Raw genomic sequence first — 12617 nt, 5'->3', positions numbered from 1 at the left:
TCAGTAGGCGCCGCGGGCAGACAAGACTGCCGGAATGGTTTTAACCAGCAGGCGCACATCGGCCCACAGGCTTTGGGTGTGGATATATTCCAAATCGAGTTCAACCTGGGTATCAAAGGGCAGCTCAGAGCGGCCGGAGACCTGCCAGATACAGGTAATGCCGGGTTTGACCGCCAGGCGCTCGCGGGCATGGTTGGGATACTGCGCCACTTCGCGGGGCAGGGCGGGCCTTGGGCCAACCAGCGACATGTCGCCCTTGAGCACATTCCAAAGCTGCGGCAGCTCATCAATGGAGGCTTTGCGGATAAGTTTGCCAACGCGGGTGATGCGCGGGTCGCGGCGCATTTTGAACAGCACGCCGCCGCTCATCTCGTTGCTGGCGCAAAGGGCTGCAAGCCTTGCGTCGGCATCCAGATACATGGAGCGAAACTTCCACATGGTAAAGGGGCGGTTGTCAGCGCCGGCGCGGGTTTGGCGATAGAGCACGGCGCCCGGGCTTTCGAGCCGTATCGCCAGCGCAACCAGCAAAAACAGCGGCAGCAGGATAAGCAGTGCCAGGCTGCTGACCAGAATATCGAGGCTGCGCTTGGCGATGCGGCCGCCAAGGAGGCGCAGCTGATGGCGCTGGCGCAGTTTGTCGCTCTTCGTGTTTAGCCAGTCAAGCTTGGGCAGATCAACAGGATTGGAGGCATTGCCAACGCGGCGACGCTCAGCAAGTACTCTAAGCAAAAACAGTGGGTTGCCTAGAATATACCGGCGCCACATCCGGCCGGGTTCCTGCCACAGGCGCCAGCACCACTCAAGCCCGAGCTGGCGCAGCCACAAGGGAGCGCGAGGAATGCGGCCGGAGTAAAAATCGAATAAACCGCCCACTCCCAGCGCCACGCCGACCTTCAGGTTTTCGCGGTGTTTGGCAATCCACCGCTCCTGACGCGGCGCGCCCATGCCGACCAGCAGTATGTCTGCCCGGCTTTGGTTTATCGCCTCGATGACGCTCGCACTGCTGTTTTCATTAAGGGTGCTGTTTTTATCAAAAGCGCTGCGCTCATCAATAAAGCCATGATGGCAGCCAGCGATAACGAGCCCCGGATACTTGGCCGCCATGGCAGCAGCGGCGGCCCTCGCAATACCATCGCTGCCACCAAGCAGATAAATGCTGCGGCCTTCAAGGGCGGCGCGCTCACACAGGAGCGGAAACAAGTCTGTGCCGTTCAGGTTATCTTTGAGCCCCTGACGGGTGAGATGGCAGCCAAGGCGCACGCCAATGCCATCGGCAAATACCCCCTCACAGCCTGCCAGCAGCGCGCGGTACTGCGCATCCTGCCAGGCACTGTTCAGGCAGTCGGTGTTAACAAAGGCAAAATGGCGGCTTTGGCGGCGAGCGGCATGTTTCATCAGCAGATCAAGCAGCTGCGCCATGCTGAGGTTATCGATTTCAATGCCAAGTAAGCGCACCTTACGCTCGCCAAGCCTTGGGGTTGGCAGCAGCATCAGGGTGATTAAGGCGCGGCAAAGGGCGGCGAGGTAGCGAAGTGGCGCGCGGTGCAGCGCGTTAATCGCGCCATGGTTTTGCTGCCAGCCAAGGCCCATGCGCCGCTCGATATCGGCAAGATTGACTACGCCGGGCCAGGCCTTGTATTTGGTAGCGTTAAGGCCATGAAAACGGATGGCGCCGCCAAGGAGCGCAAGGCCTGCGCCAAACACCCAGCTGATTTCACTGATGTGTGCCAGCATCCCATCGCCTGCGAGGCGGCGCACCCGGCGCTGGCGGTTATTGCCATCAAGCAGGCTCAGCTTTTCAAAGATGGCCGCGCGCTTGGTAAGCCGATAACAGCACAAGAGCAGCACAGGTACCGAAAAGAGCGCTAGAATGCCTGAAGCGATGGCAAGGTCGATAAGACGGCAGATAAGGTGCGGTTTGGCAGCGCGGGGCATTTGGCTTTTCATCATAAGACCCTCCCGAAATCCTGCATCAGCGCAGATAAACCGGGAGTGCATTGGCCGTGCCAGTTATTAAAGTTAATATAAAACAGGGTGATATGTGATCTCACAGCAGGGCGTGTGCAAATTGCACTGCAGTTCGCAACATGGCCGCAGTGAAAAAGTGCGAAAAGAAAGTGCTAAAAAAAGCCAGTGCAACAAAGCGCGTGTAAAAAGCCAGAACGCACAGCCATAGCCACAACCACAACCACAACCACAACCACAACAGAAAGTGCACAACACCAAACCTAAGTAAAAAGCCCGGCTGGGGTGCCGGGCTTTGGAGTGATGAAGTTGTTCGCTGAGGTCTTTTCAAGACGCCTTTCTCAAGTGAGCATTGGACATTGCTGCCTATTACAGCTCTGCCCATTACAGCAGCGAACTTTGCACCCCATCTGCGCGAATGCGCCTTTGCTGCTGCCAACCCACCATGGCCTGCCCGAGGCGCTCGCATTGGCCGTACAGGCTTTTTGGCAGCAGCCACTGCAGGTATGCCGCCGCAAAGGTGCAAACGGTGCGGCCGGTTTCATGGGCGAGGATCCCGGGTGACGTCAGCAGCGCCTTGTTGCACAGTTTAACCGCCATCGCGCCATCGCCAAGGCGAATGGCCTGCCTGGCGAGGTAACGCAGCTGGTACGCGCGGGCATGGCGCTCGTGGCGTTTCAGCAGTTTGGGGGCAAAGCGGCGCGCCTTATCAACCATCTTCTCCCAGCTGTCGAGCTGCTTCATCAGATTGGCCGACAGGCCGCCGTGATTAAGGCGGTAGTAGGTTAAGGGCTCGGGAATGCCCTCCATTTTCCAGCTGGTGGTGGCCAGAATGCGCAGCCAGCATTCGATGTCTTCCGACTGGCGGAAGTTTTCGTCGAAATAGCAGGAATAATTCTCGACATGGTTCAGCGCCTGAAAGCGAATGTCTGCCAGGGTTTCGCGCCTCAGCACCGGCGCCGAGCCATTGCCGACCGGGTTGCGGCACAGCAGATGGGCCGGGGTGATGTGCTTTAGCTGCGGCATCTGATAGCAGTGAATTGGCTGGCCCTGGTAATCGATAAAGCTTGAGCGGCTGAAGCTTATGCCCACCAAAGGACTATGGTCCAGATGCTGAATATGCAGTTTCAGCTTGTCCGGATGCCAGCGGTCGTCCGAGTCCAGAAAGGCGATATAGCGGCCAATGGCGTGGCGAATGCCGGTGTTGCGCGCGGCCGCAAGCCCCTTGTTGACCGGGTGATTGACGATACGAATGCGCCGGTCGCAAAAGCGCTGGCACGCCAGCAGGCTTTTATCGGTGGAGCAATCGTTGACTATGATGAGCTCCCAATGGGGAAAGCTCTGTTCCAGTACCGACTGGATGGCCTCGTGCACAAAGGCTTGCACGTTATAGACGGGCATTACCACTGAGACTCTGGGTGTCATGATGCACCTCCTTCAAACGGGGCGGGGGATGGGGTTAATTGGGTGTTGGCCGCAAACGCCTGATTGTGTGGTGTGGTTTGCGATGCAGTTTGCGAGGCAGCTTGTAATTCAGCCCGTTTGACGGCGCGGGCGGCAACAAGGGCCATCAGCGGCATGCCGACGCCGTAAACGCCAAGCACGGTGGCGGCAACGGCGGTAAGTGAAAACTGCACAGCAATGGCAAGCGCTGCCAATAAAACCAGACTAAATACCAGATTTAACAGGAGATTGGTGCCGGCAAGGCCTCGGGAAAGCAGCAGCTGCCCGGCGGCTTCTCCCAGCGGGCGACAAAGCCCCGACAGGCACAGCAGAATAAATACCGGAATGGCACCGGCATCGACCCAGTGGCCGCCATAGAGCATGGGCACGTACCAGGGCGCGAGCAGGCACTGCAGCGCAATCAGCGGACTGGTGAGCAGCGATACGGTAACGAGGCCTCCAAGAAAACTGACTCGCTCGGCGGCGGTTTTGCTGCACAGGCGGCTGTAAAACGCGGTGCCGAAGCTTTGCACTATGCCTAAGGTTATTCCAAGGGCGGCGTTGCTGGCAAAAAAGTACACCCCGAGGGCAGGCAGCCCCAAAAAGGCGCCGACCAGCAGGGTATCAAGGCTTAGCCGCAGCGCCGACACAAAGTCGGCAAGGCCGGTTTGAATGCCGGATTCCCACAGATTGCCGATATTGCCTGGTTTTTTTACCAGCGCCTTTTTGCTTTTGGCGGGCGCAGCATGTCGGCCTGCTTCGATAGCACGCTTACCATTTGATGTGCTGAGCTTACCTTCAGTGCCGGGCAGGTTATCAGTATCGCCGTGCTCTTGAATAAGGCGCTCTTCATTAGCGCAGCGCACGTGGCGGCGGTGAATGGCGGCCCACACCAGAGTTGATAGCACCTTGGGGATAATGATGGCCCACAGCCCAAGCCCCATCAGCGCCAGCGCTATGGTCATCAAACCGTCGGCGATGGTTTGCCACAAGAGGGCGCTGCCAAGCACCCGCATGCGGTTATCCCGTTGATTAAGGGCGCTTTCGAGCATGCCAAGGGGCATCAGCAAGTAGCTTGTTGCCATGAGTATCATGGGGCCGGGTAAAGAGGGATCGCTGAAATGAAAAGACAGCGGCACACTGAGCAAGCTCATGGCAACGAAGGCGGCGATGCAGGCAAGCAGGTTGAGTTTGCGCGCAGCATCGAGGTGACAGACAAGCTCAGGCTCGTCCATCGCAATCATGCGGGCGCTGGAGATGCGCCGGATAAGGGTGGCAATCAGCTCAAAGGCGGTCAGTATGATGGCTGCTTGACCGAAAACCTCCGGGGTCAGCATGCGTGCAAGCAATATGCTGCCGATAAGGCGCACACAGCGGCCGAGCACCTGGGCACTGCCAAGCCACATCATGCCGCCGAGCATGGCAGTCAGGGGGCTTTTCGGGGTCAGTGTTGCCATGGTGAACCTCCGGGTTTTTAGGGTTACTCAATGCTGAAACACAGATGTTGCTTTGTTTAATCGCTATCTGTTTTTCATCATGTGCTTTTCATCGTCAGCATTTCATTATCTGTGCCAATCTTCCCGCTTAAGATTTTTTGTTGTTTTTCATGTTGTTGAGGTTTTTTGCTGTATTGTTTTTGCGCGGGCTTTGCATTTTGCAACCTGCTTTTTGCAAAACGGCCTTACGGCAGTCCTGATGCGCTTTGCCAATCAGGATGAGGGCTGGCCAAAACAGATAAGAGAGGATTTCGAGATTCTCGCCGAAGGTGTACATCAGCAGCATCAGCAGCAGCGAAAAACCAAGCCGCGCCGATGGCAAACGGTTGATGTGGGGCGCGAGCTGGATAAAAGAGCAGATAAAGGCGCTGCCAAGGGCGAGTGCACCAATCAGGCCCTTAACAAACAGCAGCCCATACCAGGTGTGGTGGGAGCCAATCGGCATGTATTCGACCATGTGCGGGCCGCGCTCGACTATGCCATGGCCCCAGACGATGGCTTCGTTCCACCAACGTTCCACGGCGATGTTGCCAAGGGCCTCGCGCACCCGGGTGGAGTCGGCGCGGGCGGATTTCACTGCCTGCACTGTGGCGCTGACACGCTCAAGCAGGTAGCCGCCAACGCAGCCCCCAAGCAGTGAGGTGGGCGCCAGCAGCAAATACACCCAGGGATGGCGAAAGCTTGCGAGAAACAGCCGCAGCGCCAGCATCACCAGCGCGCACAGGATGGCGAGGCGCGACTGGGACAGCAGCATCATCAGTATGCTGCCGACAATCCCCCAGCGCCGGTAGCCCGGGTCTTTCTCTTCCAGCGCGCACAGAAAATACAGATTGCCCATCATGCCAAGCGCCGGTGCCCAGGGCGTAAACAAGCGCCAGCGCGGGTTGCCTGAGCCCGGGTCGATTTCATACAGGCTGACACTGAAAAACTCAGGCCCCGGGCCGCCAATCAGCTCGGTGGGTGACACCCACAGGGTTTGCGGCAGCCGCACCAGCCAGGCAAGCACAAATAACGGCAACAGCAGTACGGTTTGTTTGCACACTATGCAGGCGGCGCGAAAAATCACTTCGCTGCGGATGGACAAATTGGCGGCAAACATAAACAGTGCCAGTAGTGCCCAGCCCTTGGCCCAGCCAATGCTGGATTTGATGAGCTTGGCAAGCCCAAGCTCCATGGTGAGATGGCCAACGATAAGGGCGAGCAGCATCAGCAGCATAGCGATTGCCCAGGCATACACGGGCCAGGCAATCGGGGTGTCGTGGCGTGTTCTGGCAAGCTTGCGCTGCATAAGCCTGAGCAGCAATATCCAGCCAAGCACAGGCGCGAGCAGGTACAGTCCGCCGACAAACCAGACCGGAAAGGTCAGGGTGATGGCCCGAAAAATCAGCCTTTCATCAGCAGTTTGTGCAATATGGGTTTGCGTATCCATAACAGGCTCAATCCGGCAATAATGCTGACAGAGGCCGCAAGTCCACCCACTAAAATCAGCAGGGGACCAACGGGGTCGGGTTGTTTTGGCAGCTCAGGAGCCGCCATCAGTTGCAGCATGGGGTAGGCGGCATAGATATCGGCCTTGCCCACATCCATGCGGGCGGCGGCGGAGGTAAACACGGCGGTGGCAAGCTGATGCTCACGGTTTAAATCTTCGAGTCTCGCCGCATCTTTTTTGCTCGCTTCGAGGCGGTGCTCCCAGTCTTTAAGCTGGATATCGAGGCTTTCAAGCTCATGCTGCTTGCCATCGGCCTCGGTGGCGAGGCTGATAAGCTGCTGCATCAACTGGGCGCGGCTGTCGACATCATCGGCCGACAGCATCAGCATGTGCTCAAGCTGGCAGTTTCCGAGCAGGGCCTCACAACGCTGTTTGAGCCCTTGGCGCACACTGGCGGCTTCGGCGCTCAGGGTCTGAATTTGCGGATGACGGCTGCCAAGGCGGGCACCAAGCTCGGTGAGGCTCGCTTTAAGGCGGGTATCGGACATCAGCAGCGCCTGAAACAGCTGATCGTTTTTCAGTTTCAGCAGTGCCGAGGCGCCTTCGACATCGAGCCCCAGGTGATGGGCCAGGGTGTCGCGGCTCGCTTCAAGGCCGCGCAGGCTGGACTCAAGCGCGGTGCGGCTTTGGCGCAGCCGCTCTGTGGTGAGCGCAAGCTCCTTGAACTGATCGAGCGATACCAGTCCGCGCTCAGACTGATAAGCGAGGATCCGCTGCTGGCTTTCACTGACCTTGGCGGCAAAGCCGTTAAGCCCCTGACGCACCCCGGCTTCGCGCTGGGAAATCTCATCCATTCTGAGTTTAATCAGGGTGTCCTGCAGGCTCTCATACAAAGCCCAGGCGCGGGCGGAGGCGATTTCTGGCGTAGCACCGATACTGGCAAACTCCATCAAACCGGTCTGGCTTGGCAGTTTCAGTTTGGGTTTGCCAAAGGCGCCGGCGGATTCTTTTATCCGACTTGCCGCCAGCATCAGCACGGGATCTGACATCACAATCGCCTTGTAGTTTTCCCGTGGGTCAATGGCGGATGAGAGATAAGGCGAGCTTGTAGAGGCACTGGCCTGGCCGAGGCTATCGAGGCTCACCATGGCACCGGCGCCGGCGCCCGGCAAAATCAGGGTCCAGTGGCTTACGTACTTGGCCGGAGTCAGCCACATCAGCAGCGCAACCAGACACCAGATAAGCGCAATGCTGTAGAAACCGGTTTTAAAATACAGGTTACGTCTGGCCTTGGGGTCGAGCCGTGAGCCTTCAACGGCGGCACGCTTAAGCCATAAAAGCTGACGTGCATGGGGCGCGTTGCGTTTCATGGTGGCCTCCTACAAGAGTCCGGCGAGGGTGAGCGGCAGCAGCACATCGCTGAAGGTGCGCGCCAGCTCCCGCAAATTGGTGACAGACGAGTCGTAACAGGCAATGCCGTCGCCGGGCAGCAGCACCGGGTTCATCTCGGGGCGCCAGGCATCGCCGATAAGCGCATCGAGGGAGCGCTCCACCACTTCTGTTTGGGCGGTCAGCGGATTTTGGGTCACCAGCAGCACCTGACGGCTGGCGTTACTGGTTTGGGCGCCGCCGACACAGTTGGCGGCGATGGCTCCGGCAAGCAAACGGGTGCCGTAGGGAAAGCGGGTGGCTTCAGTATCCACCGCCGACTGGCTGTTGCTGCTGGCAGGCTGGGTGAGGTTTGAGATAAACACCCGAATGCCGGGCACAGTGATTTGCGATGGCCTCACCAGCGATTCATCAAAGCGCTGCGAGCTTGGCACATGCACTCTGTCGCCTGCCTGCAAAAGCCAGCCGGGGACTTTTTCGCCGCTCAGGGTGCCGGACAAATCGAGACGGATAAGCTGATTGTTGCGGATTAGCTCAATCGCGGCCGGATTGGCATCGGGGCGAATGCCGCCACTGGCACGAAGTGCCGCCGCTATGGTGCGGTTTTGGCCAAGGTCGCCAACCTGCGCCTCGGCGGGGTCGACGCTTTCGGGCCGGTCGTTAATCATATGCTGGCCCGGCTCAAACACAGCGCCCGACACCAGCACCTCGATGGGCGCCCAGCTTAAGGGCCGCACGCTCACGTGTACGGCGCTGGCGTGCATCAGTTTTTCACTCACCAGCGCCGCCGCCACATCGGCCTCGATTTGACGAAGATGACGGCCGGCACCGGCAATGGGCGGCAAAAAATTCAGGTAAATAAAGCCGTCGGCATTGATTTCAAGCTCGTCGCTGAATTCGCTGCCGTTGAGCACCTGCACCGCAATCCGATCGCCGACCGAAAAAATCGGATCGGCGCTTGCCTTCAGCATTGCCAGAGCACTGGTCGTGACTGCTGCAGCGACTGACGGCGCGGTTCCGGCATTGCTGTAACGGCTGTCGGGAAGGCGCTCATAGGGGGTGGCGGGGCCGTAGAAATGGCAGTCACTGGGCTGGCAGTTTATCCGGCTCTGGCCCGGGGTGGTGCAGGCGCCGAGCACGGCAAGGCATCCGGGGATAAGGAGAAGAGTCAGTGCTTTCATGGGTGCCTCCTGCGCTCAGGCCTGGGTTGCTGAAGATAAACAGTGCTCTATTCCGTTTGATCAGGCGTCGGGATTTTCCCGCGCTGTGATATAGCGAATCGCGGCCTGACGGTCTTCGTAAATATCAAAAATCTGATGCAGACGGGTCAGTTCAATCAGGGCGCGCACTCCGTCGGAGGGGGATACCAGCACCACTTCGCCGCACAGCTCACGTGAGCGCTTGTAAACACTGACCAGTACCGACAGGCCGCTGGAGTCCATGTAGCGCACGTCGGTCAGATCCAGCACCAGGCTGGTGGCGCCGGATTCCATATGCTTTAGCAGGGCGGCTCTGTGGGTGGGGGTTTGGGCCATCACCATTTCGTTTGGCAGGGTGATAAGGCTGGCATGGCTTTTTGGCAGAGGATGGAATTTCATGATGCGCTCCTTGGTGTAAGCCTGCGTGAGTGACAGACAACCAAGTAATCGCATTAACCGTGCCAAGAATTTACTTTATAAATAACATGGTTTTAGCTTGTTTTGCTTTGAAGGGCTTTGGCAATTTGCAACGCCATGCGCAAAATGCACAGCGCCGGGCAGGCCCGGCGCAGCGTTGTTGGTGGATGGATTTTTCAGTGGCGCAGCAGGCTTAATCTCAGGTGGGTGCCGTTGATGGCATGCTGAAAACGTACCTTGTCCATCCAGTTATAGAGGATCCACAGACCTCGGCCGGTTTCGCCGTCGCGGCTTGGGCAATTCTGTGGCATTGCAAGCTCGGGGGTGAAGGATGGGTCGAGCAAATCCACCGTCAGTGAATCATGGTTGCAATGGACGATAAGGATCACCTTCTCCAGCGGGCAGGCGCCGTGGCGCACCACATTGCCGACCGCTTCAAGTACGCAGGTGATGAGTTTGAATCTTTGCTTGGGATGGACATGGTTTTGGAGCAAAAACTGCTCAAGCTCCTGAAACAGTTGGTTTTGTTCCCACAAGCTCTGATTGAGATTAAGCTGCAGACTGTTCATGTGACCTCCCGGAGGGTGTTAGGCAGTCGGGCGCGCACAGCAGGATAAGCGACACGTCATCCTGAAAGCTGCCACCTTGCCACAGGTGTATTGCGTGAAAAAGGTGCTGAATAAGCGCATCGGGCTTAAGCGGCTTGGCCGCAAGCGCTAGCTGCTTAAGCCGCGAGAGCCCGAAACTGCCGTGGACGGGGTGCTGGCTCTCGTAAGCGCCATCGGAAAACAGCAGCATCCGCTCGCCTGCGCTGAAGTGAAATCGGGTTTCAAGGTAGTGCGCCTTGGGGTCGATACCGAGCGGCAGGCCGGTGCACTGGTTGTCGGCGATGGTGTGACAGCAGCCCTCGACATCAAGCCTCAGCGGCAGCGGGTGGCCGGCAGAGCTTAGGCAACATTCGCCACTTTTTAGGTTTAACCTGCCGATGAGCGCCGTGGCAAACTGGCCCTGATGGGAAGGGTCGCGGTACTGAGCATTTAAATGACCCAGCAGATTTGCCGGCGATACCCTTTGCCAGTCGCAGCGACAGGGCGACAGGGTCATGGCGAGTGAAAACGCCTGCATCGCCGCCGCGGCGCCGTGCCCGGCGACATCGATGAGATAAAACCCAAGTTCATCTGCTGAAATGCTGAAAACATGGAATACATCGCCGGCAAGTACATTCGCGCTGGCAAAGCGGCTGACACAGTGCCAGTTATCAAAGTCACTGGATGGCGCTGGCAGCAGAGATTGTTGCAGCAGTGCCGCTTGCTGAAGATCGGTTGCAAGGCGCTGATTTAGCTCAGAGCTTTCAGTTAACGCCTGCTCCAGACTGTGGTTTTGCCGGGCTAATCTCTGATTGAGGCGAATAAGCCGCACCGCCGCGAGCAGCCTGACCTTAAGCACCGCAGGCACAAAGGGTTTGGGCAGATAATCGTCGGCGCCGGATTCGATGCCCTGAATTAAAAAGCCGGTATCGGCATTGGCGGTCAGCATCAGTACATAGGGTGGTGATGGCCGGGATTTCACTATCTGGCACAACTGCGGTCCTGACATACCCGGCATGCGCCAGTCGCTGACCAGCATGTCAACCTGATGCTCATCAAGCCAGTCCAGCGCCGCTTCGGCGCTGGCGCATTCATGCACCTCAAAGCCCTGCTGATGTAAAAGCTCACTGATGTAGAGCCGCTCACTGGCGGTATCTTCCACCAACAGTACCTTCAGCGCCTGGCTGTCGGTGGTGACGGGTTTTATGCCCATGGCGTCTGTCTCCTTTTATCGCTGTGCATCCTTGTGTGCAGCGCGCGCGATGCGCTGCTGCGCTCTTTGCCGCTGCGGGTAAAGCAACCGCTGAACCATTTACGCTTCAGACTCGCTTCAGGTCTCGCTTCAGGGCCCGGTTTGCGGTGTTTGACCTGCAATCATCAGTGCAGGGCGTAAATACAAGGCAGGTGTCGCTGCCCGATAAGCCTGGTTCAGCCGCTGACGGACAAGGATTAGCGAAACCCGTGCCAGCGATGATTTAGTGAATAAAAACATTGGCATAAGCGATATGTTTTTGTCAGGGCTTCATTTTGCGGCGGCGCTTTTTTGCAAAATGCAATTGGCTCTACCATAGTCAATCCAGGGACTGTAACTGCGGGTGAGATATGGACAGATTGCCGGTCAAGGCTTTCCTGAGTCGCTTGGGAACTGGGTTTTTGATGGGGATGACGCATCCTGGTAAAGCGCGCTTTGGGATAACGCCCCTTGCTGTAACTGACTTTGGGCTAAGTGCTGCGCGGTTCAGCCAGATAGACCTGCGCCGTTTTATATTAGCGGCGCTGTTGCTGCTTGCCTTTGGTGCTGTGGCTGGTCCGCAAAGCATCGACGCTGAAAGTAGCAGTGACGCTGAAGTTAGCAGTGACGCTGAAGGTAGCAACGTCAAGCTTGCCAGCATCAAGGAGGCCGAGAACGGCGCCGCGGCAAATGCTCCGGTGCTGGTATTTGGCATAGTGCCGCAGCAGTCGGCCAGCACGCTGGCAAGGCTGTGGGCGCCGCTGATGGCGCGCCTGTCGGCCGATACCGGCGTGGCGCTAAAGTTCGCCACTGCGCCGGACATTCCCGAGTTTGAAGCGCGGCTTGCCAGGGGCGAGTATGACCTTGCCTATATGAATCCGTTTCACTATGTGGTGTTTCATCAGGATGTGGGCTACGAGGCGCTGGTGCGTGAGGCCGATAAAAAGCTTAAAGGCATTTTGGTGGTGCAAAAAGACTCGCCGATTAAATCGATTGAAGAGGTGGCGGGCCAGTCCATCGCGCTGCCGGCGCCAGCCGCCTTTGCCGCCAGCGTGCTGCCAAGAGCCGTGCTGCATCAGCTGAATATCGAAGCGCAGTATGCCTATGTCGGCTCCCACGACTCGGTGTATCTGGGGGTCAGCCGGGGTCTTTTTCCCGTTGGCGGCGGCGTAATGCGCACCTTTGACAGCCAAACCGATGCCATTAAAGCGAGCCTTAGGATTTTATGGCAAACCCCGGGCTATACCCCCCATGCATTTGCCGTGCATCCACGGGTTGATAAGGACACCCGCGCCAAACTTCTCGCCGCCTTTGTGGCTCTTGGCGATGATGATAATGGCCGCGCACTGCTTAAGTCGCTCGCGATGGAGCCGCTTGCAGGCGCAAGCGACAGCGACTGGGATGACATTCGGGCGCTTAAGCTTGGCGCACTGCCATCGCTTGGCAGCAGCGGCAAGTGAG

At 58.0% G+C, this 12617-nt stretch carries 10 protein-coding genes; 1 reads left to right on the top strand and 9 read right to left on the bottom strand.

Translation table 11 applies throughout. The features are described from left to right. The 9 genes from KJI95_RS00400 to KJI95_RS00360 form a co-directional block, all read right to left on the bottom strand. The gene (locus KJI95_RS00400) at positions 1-1950 is read right to left on the bottom strand and encodes an exopolysaccharide biosynthesis polyprenyl glycosylphosphotransferase (protein WP_250885506.1); all 1950 of its coding nucleotides are present in this window, start codon (positions 1948-1950) and stop codon (positions 1-3) included. 399 nt (positions 1951-2349) lie between these two features. Beyond that, positions 2350-3390, bottom strand: coding sequence for a glycosyltransferase family 2 protein (locus tag KJI95_RS00395; protein WP_214505202.1), 1041 nt, complete (start codon positions 3388-3390; stop codon positions 2350-2352). Continuing rightward, positions 3387-4865 (bottom strand): oligosaccharide flippase family protein, encoded by a 1479-nt coding sequence (locus KJI95_RS00390; protein ID WP_214505201.1) that lies wholly within the window; start codon positions 4863-4865, stop codon positions 3387-3389. The genes KJI95_RS00395 and KJI95_RS00390 overlap by 4 nt, the downstream gene beginning before the upstream one ends. Positions 4866-4992: 127 nt before the next feature. Then, positions 4993-6333 carry an O-antigen ligase domain-containing protein gene (locus KJI95_RS00385; RefSeq protein WP_250885505.1) on the bottom strand — a complete coding sequence of 447 codons (1341 nt, stop codon included), beginning with the start codon at positions 6331-6333 and terminating at the stop codon, positions 4993-4995. Beyond that, positions 6288-7703, bottom strand: coding sequence for a GumC family protein (locus KJI95_RS00380; RefSeq protein WP_214505200.1), 1416 nt, complete (start codon positions 7701-7703; stop codon positions 6288-6290). Before KJI95_RS00380 ends, KJI95_RS00385 begins: the two co-directional genes overlap by 46 nt. Before the next feature lie 9 nt (positions 7704-7712). Further along, positions 7713-8903 (bottom strand): polysaccharide biosynthesis/export family protein, encoded by a 1191-nt coding sequence (locus tag KJI95_RS00375; protein ID WP_214505199.1) that lies wholly within the window; start codon positions 8901-8903, stop codon positions 7713-7715. Positions 8904-8963: 60 nt separating this feature from the next. Then, positions 8964-9320, bottom strand: coding sequence for an STAS domain-containing protein (locus tag KJI95_RS00370; RefSeq protein WP_214505198.1), 357 nt, complete (start codon positions 9318-9320; stop codon positions 8964-8966). Positions 9321-9514: 194 nt separating this feature from the next. Beyond that, positions 9515-9907, bottom strand: a complete 393-nt coding sequence (locus KJI95_RS00365) for an ATP-binding protein (protein ID WP_214505197.1) — start codon at positions 9905-9907, stop codon at positions 9515-9517. Continuing rightward, entirely contained in the window at positions 9888-11138 is a 1251-nt protein-coding gene (locus KJI95_RS00360; protein WP_214505196.1) for a SpoIIE family protein phosphatase, read from the bottom strand. Before KJI95_RS00360 ends, KJI95_RS00365 begins: the two co-directional genes overlap by 20 nt. A 443-nt stretch (positions 11139-11581) precedes the next feature. Here KJI95_RS00360 and KJI95_RS00355 point away from each other — a divergent pair, with 443 nt between their 5' ends. Further along, entirely contained in the window at positions 11582-12616 is a 1035-nt protein-coding gene (locus KJI95_RS00355) for a phosphate/phosphite/phosphonate ABC transporter substrate-binding protein (RefSeq protein WP_250885504.1), read from the top strand. Position 12617 lies beyond the last annotated feature (1 nt).

This window comes from Shewanella jiangmenensis, assembly GCF_018596335.1.
In the GTDB taxonomy this organism is placed as follows: domain Bacteria; phylum Pseudomonadota; class Gammaproteobacteria; order Enterobacterales; family Shewanellaceae; genus Shewanella; species Shewanella jiangmenensis.
Note: the sequence above shows the minus strand (reverse complement) of the source record. Positions and strands in the feature narration are given on the sequence as shown.

Excerpts from the sequence above, each read along its gene's own strand:
- KJI95_RS00390 (WP_214505201.1), bottom strand. The coding sequence starts at position 4,865 with ATGGCAACACTGACCCCGAAAAGCCCCCTGACTGCCATGCTCGGCGGC.
- KJI95_RS00385 (WP_250885505.1), bottom strand. The coding sequence starts at position 6,333 with ATGGATACGCAAACCCATATTGCACAAACTGCTGATGAAAGGCTGATT.
- KJI95_RS00395 (WP_214505202.1), bottom strand. The coding sequence starts at position 3,390 with ATGACACCCAGAGTCTCAGTGGTAATGCCCGTCTATAACGTGCAAGCC.
- KJI95_RS00400 (WP_250885506.1), bottom strand. The coding sequence starts at position 1,950 with ATGATGAAAAGCCAAATGCCCCGCGCTGCCAAACCGCACCTTATCTGC.
- KJI95_RS00370 (WP_214505198.1), bottom strand. The coding sequence starts at position 9,320 with ATGAAATTCCATCCTCTGCCAAAAAGCCATGCCAGCCTTATCACCCTG.
- KJI95_RS00365 (WP_214505197.1), bottom strand. The coding sequence starts at position 9,907 with ATGAACAGTCTGCAGCTTAATCTCAATCAGAGCTTGTGGGAACAAAAC.
- KJI95_RS00355 (WP_250885504.1), top strand. The coding sequence starts at position 11,582 with ATGGGGATGACGCATCCTGGTAAAGCGCGCTTTGGGATAACGCCCCTT.
- KJI95_RS00380 (WP_214505200.1), bottom strand. The coding sequence starts at position 7,703 with ATGAAACGCAACGCGCCCCATGCACGTCAGCTTTTATGGCTTAAGCGT.
- KJI95_RS00360 (WP_214505196.1), bottom strand. The coding sequence starts at position 11,138 with ATGGGCATAAAACCCGTCACCACCGACAGCCAGGCGCTGAAGGTACTG.
- KJI95_RS00375 (WP_214505199.1), bottom strand. The coding sequence starts at position 8,903 with ATGAAAGCACTGACTCTTCTCCTTATCCCCGGATGCCTTGCCGTGCTC.